Origin of the sequence: Thiomicrospira sp. (assembly GCF_014859555.1) — a bacterium.
Classification (GTDB): Bacteria; Pseudomonadota; Gammaproteobacteria; order Thiomicrospirales; family Thiomicrospiraceae; genus Thiomicrospira.
In genome coordinates, this window is the sequence record NZ_JACUTY010000002.1 from 48,065 (window position 1) to 66,813 (window position 18,749).

Below are 18,749 nucleotides of genomic sequence, written 5' to 3' on the forward strand. Positions count from 1 at the left end.
CACACAGCCTTATCCAGAATAAACTTAATCTGCTATTCTCGCTTAAAAACAAGAATTCTTCAACAAAAATGCGAATCTTGCAAAAAGATTGCATGTCTTTTTTAGGCCAATAAAACTCGAATCACGCCCAACTGACGGGGCTTTAGTAGCGCCTTTTAATTCGCTCGAAGCGTTTGAATTTTATAAGAAATTTTTGTGCTTGCACTCTCATATAGTGATAACAAAGCCGGAATCACCAGCAAAATAAGCACGGTGGCAAACATTAAACCAAATGCAATCGAAATCGCCATCGGAATCAAAAACTGCGCTTGTAATGAGGTTTCAAACAGCAATGGTGTCAGTCCGGCAATGGTGGTTAAAGACGTCACCAATACCGCCCTTAAGCGTTGTACCGAGGCTTCTTCAAGGGCCTCATTTACATTCAGACCTTCTTCACGCAAACGTTTATAAAAACTCACTAAAATAATTGAGTTGTTCACCACAATGCCCGCCAGTCCGAAAAAGCCGAACATGGACAAGATGGTCAAACTCACCCCCATAACATAATGACCTAGAATCGCGCCAATTAAACCCAGCGGAATCGCCATCATCACAATTAGCGGCCAGCCATAAGACTCAAACACCCAAGCTAAAATTAAATAAATCAAAGCCATACCAATAAATAAACCCAGCATCATGTCGCCAAAAGTTTTTTGCTGATTTTTGGCCGTGCCTTCCAAGCTATAACGCACGCCATATTCCTGCATAATCTGGGGGAGCACATCCTGCTCCAAGTCAGCCAGAATTCGATTTGCGCTGTTTAGGCTCCGATCCACATCGCCCAGCACAGTTACGGCTAGTTTGCCGTTAAAATGTCGCATCACATCAAAACCTTGCTGGGTTTGCCAGCTCACGATATTGCCCAACGGCACGCGCTCGCCAGATGGGCTGATCAGTTGCTTGGCATTCAATACCGCGAGCTGCTCTTGCTGATTACGAGGCAACATAACCCTAACTTCAATTTCGTCTTCACCCAGTGTATAAATTTGCGAAAGTTGGCCAGAAAAAGCCGAACTCAGTTGCGCGCCCACCGATTGATAAGAAAAACCCATGGCTTGCGCGATCGGTGTCAGTTTAAACACCATTTGCTCGCGCCCATAAGGTAAATCATCCGACAAACCACTGACTCCTTCAATGTCATCTAATACTTGCTGTAAGTCTAGCGAGGCCTGTTTGAGATTTTGCGGTGACCCGCCGGTAAATTGAATTTGAATATCGCGACCCGGTGGCCCACCTACTTGCGATACTACATTAAAATTTTCTAGCCCAGGCATCGGGTCGATTTTTGCCGTCCAGCTCCGAATAAACTCGGCATTACGCGTATGTCGGCGATCCGGATCGAGCAGCTCAACATTGATCGTGCCATACACCGCACCCGATGAACCCGATCCTTGGTTATAAGCCACCACCGCGGTTTGAATAATACCGGGCTCCAGTTCTTGCTCGGTTTGTCGTAGAGCGGTATAAACCTGATCAACAAACTGCGCGGTAACCGTTTCCGGGGTGCCGGATACAAATTGAATCGAAGCATTAATTTTGTCGGCTTCAGGTGAGGGGAAAAACGTAAACCCCATACGCCCACCGGCGATCAATCCAATTGTTACCACAATCAAGCCTAATGCCATTGCCAGCACCGTGGCACGGCTTTGCAGTACCCAACGAATCACTTGGCGAAACTGAACCTGTCTAAAATGGTTAAACGCATTATCCCAACGCTCACGCAGCTGGTTGGTTTTCAAGGGTTTGCCATGCCGTAACCCAAAACGTAAATGCCCAGGAAGCACTAAGAAACACTGAATCAATGAGACCAAAATAACCGATACAATCACCATCGGAATCGCAAATAAAATCGCACCGATTTCCGCGCCAATCATCATCAAGGGTAAAAAGGCCGCAATGGTGGTCAGAGAGGAGGCCATGACTGGCGTAAACATTCGGTGCGCGCCGCCTTCAGCGGCTTCGGCCGATGACTCGCCTTGTTCATAGTGGGTCAAGGTGTCTTCCCCCACTACTATCGCATCATCGACAATGATCCCCAGTGCCATTATCAAGGCAAACAAACTCATCATATTAATGCTGCCGCCGGCTAAATAAAGCACCATTAAGGTTGTCATAAACGAGACCGGAATCCCCAACGCCACCCAAAAAGCGACTCGGCCATTTAAGAAAACATACAAAATGAGCAATACCAAAACTAAACCGCCCAAACCATTATTAACTAATAACATGATGCGTTCTTTGACCAGTGACCAGGTTTCATCATAAACCCTAAGATCAATGCCTGCAGGCAAACTCGGCTCCACTTCCGCCAACCAGTCTTGCATAATCCGCGAAGACACCAAAGTATCGCCCGATTCAGCACGTTGCAACGCCATCTCAATCGCGGGACGACCTTCAACCACCAAATAGCTGGCATCGCGAACCGGCCTTAAAGTGACTTCAGCCAACTCACCCAGCTCAAGATACTCAGTATCACCGACACGTAATGGCAATTCTCGAAAGCCTTGTTCGCTGCGACGCTGTTCAATCGCACGCAAATCTCTCGCGGTGTCTTGATCGCCAAACCGACCCGCTGGCACATCTTGACTCAGCTTATTTATTTGGCTCGCGATTTGATCAAAGTTTAGGTCATACTGCGCCATGGAAGCCATGCTCATCTCAATCGCCATTTCTTCTAATGGGCGACCGCGAAACTCGATTTTGTCGATACCCATATCTAACAATGCACGTTCGTAGTCTCGCACCAAATAACGTAAGCGATCTTCTTCACCCTGCTGCCCCATTACCAGCACTTTCGCTACTGGCTCGTAACGGATAATACGCTCAACAACGGGGGTTTGAATATCCTGAGGTAGGTTGCGCAATTCAGATACACGCTGGCGCACTTGATCCACCGCTTCAATCATATCGGTGCCTTCAACATATTTGAGCGTCACCACAGACACTCCCAATGATGAAGTTGAGGTCATTTCATCCAGGTTTTCAACATTACGCAATACACGCTCGATTGGATCGGTGACGCTTTTTTCGACATCTTGCGCATTTGCGCCCGGCCACACCACCCGAACCTGAGCATAATCAAGATTAAAGCTAGGGAAAAATTGTACATTTAACTTCATTAACGCCACGATCCCTAACAGAATCATTAAAGCCATCAATAAGTTAGACGCGACTTTATGGCGGACAAAAACGCCTATCAGCCCATAAGAAGTGGGTTTGCTCGTCGGTTTCATCGACGGCCTCGCGTTCCATTAAAGGTTTGCGGCGTCACCAATAACCCAGAAATCGCGTTAGGTAAATGCGTGACACTTAATTGGTCACCTTCCACTAACTCGCCTTCAATTAAAGCCCAACGTACATTATCCAATTCAACTTCGCCCACAACGGAAACAGCGCGTGCCACCAGCCGATCCTGTTCCACAACATAAACACGGTCACTACTATATAACGCACTGTAAGGCACCGCAAAACCCTGTCGTAAAATTGGCATTTCCAGCACAATTTCTAACACATCTCCTGGACGCAAATGGCGTAGCTCGGCTGGCACTTGAAAGAAGCTATCCAAACCTGAACTGGTCGCTTCGCCAGCCAAGCGTACTAACGGCAAAGCGGTTTGTTCACCCGTCGCCCGATACCAGGCCTGGATGGGCTGATTTTGATCTAAGGCTTGCTGAATTTTTAAGCGTGTTTTAGCTGGTAACTTAGCGCGTAACTCCAGTGAATCCAGCGGGTAATATTCAACTAATAAGCTATTAGCATTGACTTGGTCACCCTCTGCTACCGCTACCTGAAGCACTCGACCCGCGACTTTGGCTTTGACATGTGAACGCTCTACGTTCAGTTTCGTGCGGTTAAGATTGGCAAAAGATCGATCTAAACGTGCTTGAAGTTGTTTTAGCTTAACCGTTTGCTGATCGACGATTAAACGTGCGTTCATCAAGGCTAACGCTTGTCGTGCTAACGCGTCACGCGCTTGATCCACACTTGATTCAGCGGCTAAGTCGCGCGCAACTAACTGTTGATTTCTGGCCAGGTCGGATTGTTTGATTTTATATAACGCTTGCTCTTGCTCCAAGCGTTTACGTTCGGTCTTTTGGGCTTGCTGTTCGGCATCAAAAGCCGCCTGCGCTTCATCAAATTCAGCTTGTGCGGTTTGTAAGGTCAGATTGACCTCTAACGGGTTAAGTTGTAATAACGTATCGCCTGCCATAAACAAGGCGCCTTCTTTGAAAGGCAAACGTTTGACTTCTGCGGATAAAGGCGCCACGAGTTTGATACGCTGATTCGATTCGACCCGAGCGTATAAGGTATGATGCGGATTCCAATCTTGCTGGCTCAAACTCATGACCTCGACTCCCCAAGCGCGCTCGCTGATTTCAGTAGCGGGGGCTTGGGGTTTGGTCGCTTTCAAATATTGAAATACGGCGATCGACAACAACATAATCAACAACGGCCAAAGCCAAACTTTGATTTTATGCGACACTGACATTGGGATTCCTTTGCTTAAAAGCAATAGATGAACAACGTTAAATCAACACCGCAGAACCATCACATAAACCACCAGGCCTGGTGGTTATGAGCTTCCCCATTGATGATGCTCTGGATCCGAACGTAAACTCACTGGTTCTTGATGAATCAATACATCGGCTTGTGGAAACGCCTCTTGAATCCGCTCAGTGACCTCTTCCGCAATGCGGTGTGCTTTCACTAAAGGCATTCGATCATCTAACTCTAAATCCACTTGAATAAACATATTCGGCCCGGATCGATAGGTACGCAAGTCATTAAAGCCTTCCACGTCTCGATGAGACAAAATAATTTTCTGAATTTTCTCACGCATTGCACTCGGCAATTCAATGTCTAACAATTGATTAGCCGATTCTTTAGCCAGCTTTAAGGCACTCCAACCGATAAATACCGCAATAAATATCGCTAATACCGCATCGACCCACTCAAACCGCCACAAAGTCACGATTAAACCGACCGCCACCAAAGCATTGGCGGCAATATCGGTTATGTAATGTAGCGAGTCGGACTTAATCGCAGTGGACTGAGTTTGACGAACCACATAACGCTGAAACAATACCAGGGCACTAGTTAACAGCATCGAAAATACCATAATCCAAATACCAAGCGCTACCTGCTGAATACTTTCCGGATTAATTAAACGACCTATCGCATACACCAGCAAATAAAAAGCTGAACCGGCGATAAAAACACTTTGCGCCAAAGCGGCTAAAGGCTCGGCTTTGCCATGCCCAAAACGGTGTTCAGAGTCGGCGGGCACTTGAGCCAAACGCACCGCAAATAAAATCATCACCGAGGCCACCACATCCAAAGCTGAGTCCAGTAACGAAGCCAAAATACTCACCGAACCGGTCAGCCACCAACCAGCAAATTTAACCACAATCAGGGTTAAAGCTACACTAACTGACGCGTAAGTGGCTAAGCGCGTTAAACGTCGACTATCCACGGGACTCCACCGAGTTTTTAGTGCTGATTAAATGGGTTTTGTAATTATCGAGCCTTGCTAAACGTTGCTGATCAATCGCCTGACCCATTTTTTCTCCCATTAAGCCACTATCGGCTAAGGCTTTCGCATCCACTTGACGACAAGCCTCAAGCGCGCCAAGCCAGAAAGCTTTTTGCTTATATTCTTCCGTTTCAAAACCCAAACGTCCGTGGTGATCGGCTTCACACACGGTTAATAATTGTTCAAAACGCTCCGGTTGACGCATCGCGTCACAGCCTTTGATAACTTTAAGCATATCTTTTGGCGCCATATCTAAGCCACCGCGATGAATCCAGCCATGCCACTCGGTAGCACGTAACGCCAATTGGAGAGTCGACTTAGGAACTGGATAAATTTGTGCCCAGCGACTAATTAATGATGTGCCGGCTTGCTCATGCCCCGGGTGTTTAGGCCAAAAACTAGCGTGCGTTAAGCTTTTGCCTAAATCATGCACCAAGGCCGCAAAGCGAATATCTAACGAATTCGATAATTTGGCCGCCGCATCCAATACCATCATAGTATGCGTACCGGCATCGCCTTCCGGGTGTTGTACCGGTGATTGCGGCACCTCAAACATTTTATCTAATTCAGGAAATAACACACTTAACGCACCGACTTCACGCAGACACTCAAAAAATAAGCGGGGACGTTTGGTTAACAAAGCTTTGGATACTTCCAGCCAAACTCGATCAGGTACTAAATCATCCAATTCACCTTGAGCCGACATTTCGCACAACAAAACTCGCGTTTCATCGGCCAATTGAAAATCGAAATCCGCTAATTGTGCCCGGAAACGAGCCACTCTTAACACCCTCAACGGATCTTCGGTAAAAGCCGGCGATACATGACGTAATACACGAGCGTGAACATCTTGCTCGCCACCGTAAGGATCAATCAAACGACCGGACTGAGTCATCGCCATCGCGTTAATCGTCAAATCCCGGCGCATTAAGTCTTCTTCGAGCGTGACTTCTGGCGAGGCATTAACTTCAAACCCATGGTAACCATGACCCGATTTACGCTCGGTACGGGCTAGTGCATATTCTTCCTGGGTTTCTGGGTGTAAAAATACCGGAAAATCGACACCGACTTGCTTACAACCCAACGCCAACATTTTTTCAGGCGTAGCACCCACCACTACCCAGTCACGATCCTGAACAGGAATATGCAACATCCCATCCCTGACCGCTCCGCCAACTAGGTAGACTTGCATGTTTACTTAAACTCGCTTGAATTACGCCCAGCATGTTCACGAAAAAACTCATAACGTTGACGAATTTTATGCGGAACGATGTAACTTGATAATATACTTTCGATACTAGCTGGTTCAAATCCAAATTGACGTGAAAAATCCTGCTGGCTAACCAGGTCAACCGCCAACTGTTTTTGCTGATAGGCATCTACTGTTTTGAAAGGCGCTAACCAGCCCAACCACAACATAAATTTTGCGTTCGCTTGGCACATAGGCAGCAATTTAGCCGATTCCAACCCCATAAAGCCACTCACCCATTCGGCCAAGTCCATTAACGTCATACGTTCTTCACCGGCCAGCTCAATTTTGGCATTAAAACAACTAGGGGTTTTAATCGCTACAACCAACGCTTGGGCAAAATCTTTAACCCAAAGTGGCTGAACTTGTTTTTCTGCGTTTGGAAGCATCATAAAAGTAGAACGTTCTAACTGCGCTTTGTATAGCCGCGTGGTGTTATCACCCTCACCAATTAGTAAGCCGGCTCGTAAAATGGAGGTTTTGCTGAAAGCCATGTTGTGAATAATGCTATCGGCTTCACCTAATACCCGCAACCAGTTAGATTTAGCTTGAGTTGCATTGGCACCGATTTGCGACAACTGAATTAAACGAGCCAAGCCGACCTGCTCGGCGGCTTTTTTGATGGCTTGGGTAACACTAACGAAATCGGCTTCTTCAACGGTTTCTGAACGATTACTTTGGTCTGCTAATAAATTAATGACCGTATCGTGACCTTTAAACAAAGATACTAATGCATCTACACTTTGTTTTTCAACACTCACCAACCGAACACCAGGAATTAAAGCTAACTCGCGATAACGCTCAACCCGACGCACCGCCACACTAACCTCATAGCCAGCCGCCGTTAAAGCCGAAATGGCCGCACGGCCTACAAAGCCCGCACCGCCTAACACACATACTTTTTTTCCCAACTTCATCATTCAATATTCTCTCTTATGTTCTGAACGGCCGAATTATTCAGCGTTAATCTATTCGAATAGGACGAAAGCACGCAATATTAAGGAAAAGTTCTAAACCGGTCAAGCAGCTCAGTCCGCTCAACCCTTAGGTTAGACTCTTTTGATAAAGCCGCATGAAGTCATCGGCGGGTATCGCCTGACTGACAAGAAAACCCTGATATAGGTCACAGTCATGTTGCATTAAATAAGCCAGTTGATCGGTATTTTCAACGCCTTCTGCCAACACACATAAGCCAAGCGCATGCCCCATGGTAATAATTGCATTAACAATTTGTTGACCGTTTTGCTCGTGACTTAAGTCAGCCACAAAACTCTGATCAATCTTAATCACATCTAACGCAAAGCGTTTTAAGTAAGATAATGAAGAATAACCCGTGCCAAAATCATCCAAGGCCAAAGTCAAACCTAGCTGGCGCAGCTTTATTAGTGTTTCATCTATGTGCGAGACTTCTTGCATCAACGCACTTTCCGTTAACTCCAGTTCTAAATAACGCGCTGGAAACCCTGTTTCATCCAAAATCTTTTTAATTAATTTATCCACACCGCCATGGCGTAATTGCTGCGCCGATACATTAACCGCTAGACGAAATGGCGGATAACCTTGCGCCAACCAAGCCTGGCCTTGTGTACAGACCTCTCGCAATACCCATTCACCTATTTCCTGAATCAAACCGGTTTCTTCCGCCATGGGAATAAAGTTTAGCGGCGAAATAAAACCTTTCTCGGGATCAAGCCAACGAATTAAAGCTTCCGCTCCAACAATGTGATTGGATTTCAAATCGACTTGTGGCTGATAATAAACCTTCAAGTGTTTTTTAAAGATCGCCTGTTTTAACTGAAGCTCTTGACGCACACGCTGACGTGCGAGCTCGGTTAACTCGTCGTTATAAAAGGCAAAACTGCCTTTACCATCAGCTTTTGCGCGATAAAGCGCGGCATCGGCATTTTGCAATAAGGCATCGGCATTTTGCCCATGATCCGGAAACACGCTGATCCCCATCGTTACACCCACCCTAACTTCGGCACCTTGGGTTAACTGAAGCGGCTGACTGATATTTTGCGCAATGCGATGCGCCAACACTTCAGCGGATTTGGTATTAGGTAAATCCTCAATCAACACCGCAAACTCATCGCCCCCCATTCGGGCGAGGGTATTCATTTGACCAAGTTGATCGGACAACCGAGAGGCTAACGCGGCTAATAACTCATCGCCAACAGCGTGACCGTAACTGTCATTTACGTCTTTAAACCGATCTAAATCGAGCATAATCAGTGCCATCTTTTTATGCTCACGCTTAGCGTGTTTTATTTGATGACTTAGACGTGTCATAAACAACACTCGATTAGGCAAGCCAGTTATATGATCGTAATGAGATACATAATCAATCAACGCATCTTTCTCAGCCGCTCGGGTTTCTATTTCGAATTTGTGTGCCATCAACTCACGACGCCAAATCATCCAGAGCATCAACATTAAAGCAACCATGGCTAAACTGGAAATTAAAGTAACCCAACCTACTAGCTCTCGCAAAGGATCTCTTGCTTGACCTTGCGTCATTTGGGTAAACACAGTCCAGTTAGCATTCTGAATGTCAGTATAGCCAAACACCATTTTTTCATCATCACACGTTTTAATAACCGAGCCCAAATCTGAAACACCTTGAACTTGCAACAACCAAGATGAATGCATACAACTAAACTCGACAACTGCACGCCCAGCCTCATCCAGGCCCAAAAACTTTGGTGTATTACCCTCCTGAACGACTAAATACGACATTGCCCCATCTGGTGCAGCTGACCAGTGCTGCAATGCTTTTAATAAAATGTCAGCAGGTGAAGCATGCAACACCAGTACAATACTGCGCTCCATGTCTTCAGCCGGAAATGGTATCAGCCACTCTAAATGCAAAACGCCTTGTTCATCTTTGTACAGGCTACTTTGCATCACTTCTTGGGCGCGACCCGAATCAGAAATTAACTGACTAAGGATGTTTGAGTTAGTGTGCGCCTTACCACCCCAATATTTGACCAACTGACCAGCAGAATAAACTTCAATCGCATCATAACCATAGGCTTTAATTCGATTCGTAAATACACGGTCCAGAATTTGCTCTAAACCTGAATCTTCATCAACAATTAGCCAGCGCTGTATCGCCTGCATTAAAAACACGTCACTCGCTAAATTGTTTGCGTCACCTTGGCGTTCGGCTAGCCAATTATTGATCAGGTCGGCCTGGAGTTGCGAAAAGGCCATTAATCGATCTCGAGTTTCGCGCTCTACTTGAGGCGTTTGTTTCCAGATTAAGCCCCCAGAAATAATCGGAACCATTAAAGCTGTCGCAAAAAAACCAGCAATTAACCAACGATTATAACGGATTAATGGTTTTTCAACCCGCTCTAACCGATTTAACCCTTGCCAGCTGGTCAGCAACACATAAAGCAATAAAGCCGTAATCGCGACAAACAGCAAGCCTTTTGTCAGGCTAAGAGTCACAAGTAAATCAGGCGATTTAACCAAAAATACCAAAATATAGTCTGACAAACCTATCCATAAACCCGCCAATATGGCATAGGTTAGGCTTACGCCAATCGGTAATCCCAGCCATTTTCTGATTCGCACAACAAGACTCCTAAGCAGGTGCACACACCGAGTATATTTATGCGACCATTCTAAAGTAATCCAGATTAAAGATTAAACGATTTTTGAATAGGCAAGATTAAACGGTATGCGTCAGCAATTGATTAAGACCGCGACTTAAGTCTGCTAAAATAGCGCTCAAAATCGATTTTGAAAGGAGTGATTATGCAACCCATGCAGGTATCGGCTTATAAAAGCCCTAAAAAAAATGAACTGTTTTTATTTATTCCGCAGGTCAGCGGGCTGGATGAGTTACCCAAAGAGCTATTAGTCATGTTTGGCAAACCTGAGCACGTCATCGATTTTGAACTCACCCAAGATCGCAAAATGGGGCGTGAAGATGCAAAACAAGTCTTAGAAAATTTGCATAGTAAAGGCTACTATATGCAAATGCCGCCCAATGAAATCGAAAAGATCAGCGACATGCCACCGCCACCAGAGCGCCTAGACAACATATTTTAAAATTACGAATTAAGACGTTAAAAGTAAGCTTCAAAAGCATCTACAAACTCGGGACTAAAATACTGGCTACTAATAAATACAGGGTAGCAAATTAAAACAGGCCAGAGCTGTAATTTTGTCAACAAGCGGAAAACCGATAAGAATATAACTCTTATCGGCTTAATAGGTTAAAACTAATCAGGCCAAACACGACGACTTAAAATTACTTTTTTTTCTGGCTCTTTCTTTACAGCAGGTTGTTTTTGTGGCGGTTGTTTTTTTTCAGTTACCGGTGCAGAAGGCTTCTGTTCTGCAACTTCACTTGCAGAAGTGCTTTCTACTTCATCACTTACAACCGAATCATTATTTTGTGTAGTTTTTGGTTTACGTCTAGTTACCATCTATTTCCTCCCATAAAAGGTTTATTTCAAGTTTAGCTTTTTCATTATCCATTTCAACGACACCACGCCCCATACCCATTGAGTCTCGGTATACCTTTCGATCACGGACAATACTTTTCAACAACAACAATTCACTATAATCGGCAAGATACCCTTGGGCTTCTTCAACCTCCTTAACCGATGGATTAGTTGGAGCAAGGGTTAATACCGCACGAACTCGAAGATTTGGATTATAATCTCGAGATAGTAAAATTATTTCTTGCAAACTTGGGAGTACATCCAAGTCAGGCTGAGACGGTCTAAATGGCACTAGCAAGGTGTCTACAGCGGTAAGCCCTGTTCTAAGCTCTCTGCTATCTCGGCCACCAGCATCAACCAGTACGTACTCATAACGCTTACCCAGATCCAAAACGGTATCACGGATATTATCAAATGCCTGAACATGGTGGACACGAGGTAAGTCTAACTCCTGCCTATCTAAACACCAGTTGGAGGAGGTGCCTTGCCGATCAGCATCAACAATGATCACATCTTTACCTTTAGACGCTAATAAGGCCGCAAGATTAACAGTTAAAGTGCTTTTACCACAGCCGCCTTTGATATTGCCAATTTGAATAATCATAGTGCCTACTTAACAAATATCTTGTTTAAAATTTTAACGCAATAACATTCGGATAGCTCATTAAATACCCGTTAACTGTTCTATGGCCCGAGTAGCGGCTTCAGCGGCGACATTTATATCAGCCTCATTACCTGCCAAAATCAATCGGCCATATGCACCAATAGCTCTAGCCTCGATCAGTGTAATATTAGCCGCCTTTTCAGCTTCATTGGCGGCATATACAATATAACCAGCGGGCTCTGTCTCAAGAATATACATACTATGACCAGGTAACATCATCGAACCTCGACGGTTATCCCTGTTAATCAAAACCGCATGGTCTGGCATTATAGATCGAATTATTTCATTCCACATTATCCGACACTTCTGACGGTTACACTCTGTTGTTTTTAAAAAATCCAACATTGTTTTTCCCGATTCCAGCACATCACTCTGATCACGGTGATGTATAAACATTGAGCCATAAGCCCTCTCAACTAACTGCTGACCTAAATGCACGTTGGATGATTTTAAAGCTATATCCGTCAAACGATGAACGGCCATACCAGGAGCGACTTCCAACCAAAGACAAGCGTCTCCTGGCACAGGTAAAAAACCCTGTGAGGCTGTACCCATATAGGATGCAATCTGCGGTTGAAGTGAATTGATGTTTATATATGTTCTAAGTTTAATCATAATATTTAGTACTTAATCTATTTGTGCCAACAGGGCACGCAAGGCTTGCGTACGATTACTTAGCCTTGATTTAATAACGGGTGTGAGTTCGGCCACGGTTGCCCTTTCACGCAAAAGATAAAAAACAGAATCATATCCATAACCTTCTTTACCACGGGCTTCATTCAAAATATAACCGGTCCAATCCGCCGTCACACATATCGGCAAGGGATCCATAGCATGCCTTACATAAGCCATAGTGCAAACGTATTTAGCCTGTCGATGGCCCTCCGGAACGTCGTGCATTACTTTCAATAATTTTTGCACATTAGCATAATCGTCAGCGTTTTCACCGGCAAATCGAGCGGAAAACAAACCCGGCGCGCCATTCAATGCCTCAACAAACAAACCGGAATCGTCACCGATAGCCGGTAATCCAGTTTTCTCTGCGGCAAAGCGAGCTTTAAGAATAGCATTTTCAATGCAGCTATGGCCTGTTTCCTCTACCTGATCAGAAAAGAACTCAGACTGCAAATACACATAGTAACCTTTCAAAACCGCTTGCATCTCTACAAGCTTACCAGGATTACCAGACGCTAAAACAATCGGCTTAGTGTTTTGATAGCCCGCTAGTTTATAAGGAGAATACATTAGATAAATCCTGTTTATTCAGGCATCACAGACGAGTGATGATGAACAATTTTCCAATCATTATTACGGAACTCATAAACAAAAGTATAACGCGCAGGAACCTCTTTCGTACCTGACTTATCTGTCAACCGAAAAGAGTAAATCCCAGCGTCCGTTAATTTATTACAACCTTTTTTAACATTACGTTGCACAATAGTTCCAACAGGCTTTTTTTCTAAAAAATGTGAAAAATAATCTTCAATCTCAGCCAGGTTTGTTCTGGCTAAATTTGATACCGTTGGTAGCAATACGGCGTCATCAGCATAAAGCGCAGAAACGGCTTTGGGATTAAGTGTTTTTAAGGCCGCACTCCATTTATCAAAAAGCTCTGCAGCCAACTTCTCATCTACTGGCGCACAAAAACTATGCTCGTTAGCCGACAAGGTATCTATAGGGCGAGACGAAACGCCTGTCACTAGCTGAGAAGGGGTTCTCAATGAAGTACTTAAGCTGACCCGTGCCTTATTTTGACTTTCGATACCAAGTGTTCCGGTTATGTGAACCGTTTGATTTTTCATTTTATTATTCCTTTTATTTGTCTTGCTAAGCCTGAAGCAAACTAACCAATAAATTAGATTAGATTAAAAACCAGCTCGACACTATGTTTTGGCTGTCTGAAAGTACTCAGTACCTTTTTCAAGTAAAAACTCTAGAAATTCATTGGCTAAAATTGACAATGATTTACCCGTAGGATAAACAATATTCAGCTCTTTTTCTAACGGGAAACCTTCAACATCTAAAATAGCCAAGGGCCCTTCTACGCCCTCTATATATAGTGAGTGCTTAGGCACAACTGAAATACCCAAGCCCCCAAATACAGCATGCTTGATGGTCTCTGTACCTTCTAATGTAAGCTTTTCGTTAATGACCAAACCTTGTTGATTAAACCTTTCCTCAACCGCGGAACGAATCCCTGAACCAACTTCTCTCATCAAAACAGGCTCTTCAGCAATGCGAGTTAATGAAATGTTTTTAACCCCAACGAGTTTATGATCTCGATGTGCAATAAATACCAATGGATTTGGAGCGAAAGGTATAACAACGGCATCTAGTGAAGTTGGCGGCTTTTGACCCATGATGTATAAGTCATCCAGATTCTCTTCAATTCGACTTAAAATTGTTTCTCGATTACAAACGGTAAAAGATAAATCAATATCAGGATATTTTTTTGAAAAATCACCCAGTGCTAAAGGTAAAAAATACTTTGCCGTCGTTACTACCGCGACCCTTAGACGACCTTTCCTCATACCTTTGAAATCATTTAATTTCATTTCAAGGTTTGATAGCACGTCAATCACCTGGCGACAAGAGTACGCCACCTCTTCACCTACATCTGTCAAATATATATTACGGCCGATTTGCTCATACAACGGAACATCGAGACTTTCCTGAAAACTTTTTATTTGAGTCGAAACAGTCGGTTGAGTCAAATGCAAAGCTTCAGCTGCTTTTGTAAAACTACTGTAACGTGCAACTGCTTCAAAAACCTGAATCTGACGCAAAGTCAGATACCGGATTAAGTGATGGCTAGAACCAAATTCCTGCGCATTTTTTGTCACATTACTCAACCTTAAGACTTATTTACACTTACTAGGTGTTAAAACTTCTGCATTCAAACTAAACATAAAATAGTGATAGCCCTTTTTAACGTCTTTCATTAGTTCATCACTCACAAGACCATACTGATCTTCATTGACCATAACCATAAATAAAATATTACTGTCCGCATCAAAGTGGCCCGATTGAACTCCCGAGTCTCCTTCTCCAGAAACATAAAAGAAAGTAAAACCTGTAATACCGACCTTTCTAAATATTTTTTTTACGCGGTCTTCTAAGGTATTAGATGTGATTATCTGCATCAACTTTTGGTTACAAGACATCGTTCAAACTCCAAAATTACAGGCCAATATACCAATTGGCAATCGAATAAAATAATGGTATGCCAATCAACACATTAAAAGGAAAGGTAACACCAAGTGCAAGAGTCAAATAATAGGATGGGTTTGCCTCTGGAATTCCCATACGCATGGCTGGCGGAACCGCTATATATGATGCACTCGCAGCCAAAATTGCTACCAGAAGCGTACCGCCGACACTAAACTCAAGCAAGGTCGCACCCACAAATATACCTATTAACCCACCAATAATGGGCATAACGATACCAAACGCAACTAGGGTGCCACCTACTTTTTTAAATGACTTCATTCTTCTCGCAGCCTCCATGCCGAGGTCTAGCAAGAATAAACAAAGAACACCCATAAAAATCTCGTGAGAGAAAGGGTAAACTTTCTGCATCGCTTCAGGACTTGCTACCGCGCCAATCACCATAGCACCTAGTAATAAAACTACACTGCCATTAGTTAAGGCCTCATGTAGCAGTGACTTCCAAGGAACGCTAGGGCTTTCAGCGTCACCCGTATTCTCAGCTAATTGTATTTGACGTCGTGCCATCGCAGCCAATAAAAGCCCGATAATTATGGCTGGTGTTTCCATCACCACCATCATAATAATAGGGTAGGTTTCGTGACTGATTCCAGAGGCTTCTAAAAACGCAACCGCCGTTAAAAAAGTACCCGCACTTACTGAGCCATAATGCGCTGTAATTGCGGCGGCATTCATCCTATCAATACGGTCACGGAAACGTAACAACATATAACCAATAATGGGTAACAAAAAGCCTAATACCGCGGCCCAAAAAATAGATTTTATAGCCAATCCCAGCTCGGCGTTTGCAAGCTCAGCACCACCTTTAAGACCTATCGCAATCAAAAGGTAAAGAGATAAACCTTTCGATAGACCTTCAGGAAACTTAAGATCAGATTTAATGACCTTTGCAAAAACACCTAAAGCAAAAAACAAAATCGCCGGAATGAGAATTGCATCCAAACCCATGATATGACCCCTTATAAGTGGTATTTAATAAACTAGAGCCATATTAAAACAATTTTAAATTCCTGAATAATTGATTATAAAACTAGAATCCATTGATCCTAGCCTATGAGTCACCCCTACTACCTTTTAATTAAGTCCGTTTTCATCCTTAAATTTATTAAAGTATCCTCGCACAATAGTGTTAGTCGACATGTTTTCTATTCTGCTAAAAATAACAAAACTAATAACTGCATGGATAGCAAGTGCAATCAATAAACCTTCAAAAATACCAACTTGATACACTAGCAGTCCGCAGACGGTTGCTAACAACAATGCATACGGGCCATGATGTGCTACATGCAAAAGCCCTAGAATCATCTTAATGCCAACGAAAACCATAATAATACCTAAAGCAAACTTAGGTAAAAACTCGAGATATTCTACGTTGATCACGAAAAACGTAATCACTATCCCGATTATAAGCACCGAAAACTTAGTGTAAGCACCTGCAAGTCGGTTGGTCGAACTTTTTGCTAAACCATCTAAATTAGTCATCCCACCAAAGAAACTAGACCCCATATTAGATACCCATATGGACAATAAACTATTGTTACTATTGCACTTACGTTTTAATGGATCGATTTTCTCAATCGCGGCATTACTCATCACTTGTTCAATCACATCTATTACAGCCAGCATTAGAGCAAAACCAATTGCATACATCCAGATACTAAATGAATCAAAATTAGGAATAGGCAATGCCAAACTTAGCTCTGCATCTTCTACATTTAGCATCGCAAGCGGAAAGAAAAGTGATACCACAATGCCAAATAAAATCAAAATAAAATAGGGGATTGCGGGTTTACTATCCTTATAACGCTTAAAAAGCACCAAAAATAGAAGCGCCCCTATAATAGATAAGAAAATTGCTGTAACACGATCCGCTGAAAAAAATTCAGATACTGACTCTAGCCCAGCTGGCAACTCATAAGTAAACACTATAAATGCCAAAACAATTTTTAACCCTATTCCTGCAAGCAACCCCTCAACCAAGTAAGTAGGTACCGCCATTAGGATATAACGTTGCCAATTAAACCGCCAAATAAGAGCTTGAAAGCTAGCTGTTAGGAAAATAATAAAGGCCATGTTCTGAATTCCAAACATGGAAACACCCATTGCCAGAATCGGAGCAAGGCCCGCTGCAATACCTGGCGCACCGATAAAGTTACCAGGCCTAAACCAAGCAAAAAGCCATCCAACAAACGAGGCAAATGCTACCGTAGCCAGCCCAACCTGAATTGGGTAGTCTGACATCATCGCAATACCTATCGACAAGGGTATCGCCATAGTAGCTGTAATAATTCCCGCTTGGGTGTCACGAACTAAATACTGTTTCTGAAAAGCTGCACAACTATCATTTGTACAGACTTTATCCTCTTTTGAACCATTTTCTTGCGTTTTATTAGCTGTCATAGTTAACAATACCACTTCATTTATGCATAAACGTACATTCTGTAATAACTCACAACTTATGTCGGAGTTTTGTTACCAGGTTTCATCATTTAAACTTTTGGCTATGAATGATTATGGTTTAAGCATGCCCCTTAAGGGTTTGCAATTACTGTTTGCAAAGAAATTAGGTTATTAAGTTCTTCACAAAACAAGTGGGTTCACTTTTAATGAAATCACCGCAGCTTAAGTACGGCTGATGAAAACACTCAAACACGAGCTAATTTCAAAAAAAAGGCTGGTCAGACCAGCCTTTTGGAATTAGGTTACTGATAGATAAAAAACCTATCAGTAATTACTAAGCAAGTGAGGTTAATCAGATTTGACCAAATTTAATATTTTTGCTGCAACATCACGCTCCTGTTCAGACAGGGTTTCGTTCTGTGCATAAATTATTAAGCTAGCATAATCACGACCAAAGCTAATATTGGGATGAACCTCCATCTCTTCAGTCAACTGCGCAACATCATCTAAAAAATCACGCAGTGTTTCATAACCTTCAAAAACAAATTTAGCTTCTAAACTAGAGGCATTTTTACTTTCCTTCCAATTTAGACTCATGCAAAACCTCCTTTCATCGGATGCGGTGCATGAGATTTGGCAATATAATCAGCAGACCATTGGCGAATGCGATGAAGTTGACTCACTTCCTCTTCGTATAATCTACCGAATAACTCAGCATCACCTACTGAACCAATATTTGAGCTAAGCTTATATGCCTGCTCATACAAGTTTATCAATTGCATTTCATTCAATTCACAAATCGACAAAGCTTCAATGATATTAAAAGAAGGCTTTGATGGTGTTAATACAGTACCTGAAGGTAATGCACCATGATCCACCATACGCTCAGTTAATTCTGATGCATGACGAAACTCTTCATTCGCAAGTTGAACAAACTCTTCAGCAAATTGATTTTCTGTACGAGCCTGGCATAACGCGGCATGTGCCAAATATTGTTGTGCTGCACTGAATTCTAGACTCATGGCTCTACCAAGAAAACCCAAAATCTGAGGATTCATAGCGGCTGAACCAGCAAGCTCACGCCTAGTATATTGACCTACGCCTGCCATAACACTATTTCTAGCTGTTCTTTGATAAGTCATAACCACTCCTTAAGCATGAGGCAAGCCTCATGCTTAC

18 protein-coding genes are annotated in these 18,749 nt (G+C 43.3%); 1 reads left to right on the forward strand and 17 read right to left on the reverse strand.

The genetic code is table 11. The features are described from left to right. Nucleotides 1–155: 155 nt before the first annotated feature. The 6 genes from IBX48_RS00720 to IBX48_RS00745 all read right to left on the reverse strand — a co-directional run bounded on the left by IBX48_RS00720 (nt 156) and on the right by IBX48_RS00745 (nt 10,400). Nucleotides 156–3,272 carry an efflux RND transporter permease subunit gene (locus IBX48_RS00720; RefSeq protein ID WP_296829569.1) on the reverse strand — a complete coding sequence of 1,039 codons (3,117 nt, stop codon included), beginning with the start codon at nt 3,270–3,272 and terminating at the stop codon, nt 156–158. Further along, nucleotides 3,269–4,528, reverse strand: coding sequence for a secretion protein HlyD (locus IBX48_RS00725; protein WP_296829572.1), 1,260 nt, complete (start codon nt 4,526–4,528; stop codon nt 3,269–3,271). The genes IBX48_RS00720 and IBX48_RS00725 overlap by 4 nt, the downstream gene beginning before the upstream one ends. An 84-nt stretch (nt 4,529–4,612) precedes the next feature. Beyond that, complete coding sequence (locus IBX48_RS00730; RefSeq protein WP_296829574.1) at nt 4,613–5,512, reverse strand: cation diffusion facilitator family transporter; 900 nt, start codon at nt 5,510–5,512, stop codon at nt 4,613–4,615. Continuing rightward, the gene (locus IBX48_RS00735; protein ID WP_296829577.1) at nt 5,505–6,764 is read right to left on the reverse strand and encodes a multifunctional CCA addition/repair protein; all 1,260 of its coding nucleotides are present in this window, start codon (nt 6,762–6,764) and stop codon (nt 5,505–5,507) included. The genes IBX48_RS00730 and IBX48_RS00735 overlap by 8 nt, the downstream gene beginning before the upstream one ends. A 2-nt stretch (nt 6,765–6,766) precedes the next feature. Next, the gene (locus IBX48_RS00740) at nt 6,767–7,741 is read right to left on the reverse strand and encodes an NAD(P)H-binding protein (protein ID WP_296829582.1); all 975 of its coding nucleotides are present in this window, start codon (nt 7,739–7,741) and stop codon (nt 6,767–6,769) included. Nucleotides 7,742–7,865: 124 nt separating this feature from the next. Beyond that, nucleotides 7,866–10,400, reverse strand: a complete 2,535-nt coding sequence (locus tag IBX48_RS00745) for an EAL domain-containing protein (protein ID WP_296829587.1) — start codon at nt 10,398–10,400, stop codon at nt 7,866–7,868. 183 nt (nt 10,401–10,583) lie between these two features. Between IBX48_RS00745 and IBX48_RS00750 the strand changes: the two genes are divergently transcribed. After that, nucleotides 10,584–10,880 carry a YcgL domain-containing protein gene (locus tag IBX48_RS00750; RefSeq protein WP_296829590.1) on the forward strand — a complete coding sequence of 99 codons (297 nt, stop codon included), beginning with the start codon at nt 10,584–10,586 and terminating at the stop codon, nt 10,878–10,880. 173 nt (nt 10,881–11,053) lie between these two features. Here the strand turns inward: IBX48_RS00750 and IBX48_RS00755 are convergent, their stop codons facing one another. From IBX48_RS00755 to IBX48_RS00805, 11 genes are all read right to left on the reverse strand, one after another. Beyond that, nucleotides 11,054–11,260, reverse strand: a complete 207-nt coding sequence (locus IBX48_RS00755) for a hypothetical protein (RefSeq protein ID WP_296829593.1) — start codon at nt 11,258–11,260, stop codon at nt 11,054–11,056. Beyond that, complete coding sequence (locus tag IBX48_RS00760) at nt 11,250–11,882, reverse strand: AAA family ATPase (protein ID WP_296829597.1); 633 nt, start codon at nt 11,880–11,882, stop codon at nt 11,250–11,252. The genes IBX48_RS00755 and IBX48_RS00760 overlap by 11 nt, the downstream gene beginning before the upstream one ends. Nucleotides 11,883–11,942: 60 nt before the next feature. Then, nucleotides 11,943–12,557 (reverse strand): BMC domain-containing protein, encoded by a 615-nt coding sequence (locus IBX48_RS00765; protein WP_296829600.1) that lies wholly within the window; start codon nt 12,555–12,557, stop codon nt 11,943–11,945. A 12-nt stretch (nt 12,558–12,569) separates the two neighbouring features. Then, nucleotides 12,570–13,187: an RdgB/HAM1 family non-canonical purine NTP pyrophosphatase gene (gene rdgB, locus IBX48_RS00770; RefSeq protein ID WP_296829605.1), complete on the reverse strand. Its 618-nt coding sequence runs from the start codon at nt 13,185–13,187 to the stop codon at nt 12,570–12,572. 14 nt (nt 13,188–13,201) lie between these two features. Beyond that, nucleotides 13,202–13,744 carry an SgcJ/EcaC family oxidoreductase gene (locus IBX48_RS00775; RefSeq protein WP_296829608.1) on the reverse strand — a complete coding sequence of 181 codons (543 nt, stop codon included), beginning with the start codon at nt 13,742–13,744 and terminating at the stop codon, nt 13,202–13,204. An 81-nt stretch (nt 13,745–13,825) separates the two neighbouring features. Continuing rightward, nucleotides 13,826–14,785, reverse strand: coding sequence for a LysR family transcriptional regulator (locus IBX48_RS00780; protein ID WP_296829612.1), 960 nt, complete (start codon nt 14,783–14,785; stop codon nt 13,826–13,828). Between the two features lie 18 nt (nt 14,786–14,803). Then, nucleotides 14,804–15,106 carry a hypothetical protein gene (locus tag IBX48_RS00785; protein ID WP_296829614.1) on the reverse strand — a complete coding sequence of 101 codons (303 nt, stop codon included), beginning with the start codon at nt 15,104–15,106 and terminating at the stop codon, nt 14,804–14,806. Nucleotides 15,107–15,122: 16 nt separating this feature from the next. Beyond that, a complete protein-coding gene (locus IBX48_RS00790) occupies nt 15,123–16,085 on the reverse strand; it encodes a sodium-dependent bicarbonate transport family permease (RefSeq protein ID WP_296829617.1) in 963 nt (320 codons plus the stop codon). 159 nt (nt 16,086–16,244) lie between these two features. Further along, the gene (locus tag IBX48_RS00795; protein ID WP_296829620.1) at nt 16,245–17,570 is read right to left on the reverse strand and encodes a SulP family inorganic anion transporter; all 1,326 of its coding nucleotides are present in this window, start codon (nt 17,568–17,570) and stop codon (nt 16,245–16,247) included. A gap of 348 nt (nt 17,571–17,918) precedes the next feature. Further along, nucleotides 17,919–18,167 carry a 4a-hydroxytetrahydrobiopterin dehydratase gene (locus IBX48_RS00800; RefSeq protein ID WP_296829622.1) on the reverse strand — a complete coding sequence of 83 codons (249 nt, stop codon included), beginning with the start codon at nt 18,165–18,167 and terminating at the stop codon, nt 17,919–17,921. Next, nucleotides 18,164–18,712 (reverse strand): ferritin-like domain-containing protein, encoded by a 549-nt coding sequence (locus IBX48_RS00805; RefSeq protein ID WP_296829624.1) that lies wholly within the window; start codon nt 18,710–18,712, stop codon nt 18,164–18,166. The genes IBX48_RS00800 and IBX48_RS00805 overlap by 4 nt, the downstream gene beginning before the upstream one ends. Nucleotides 18,713–18,749: the final 37 nt, after the last annotated feature.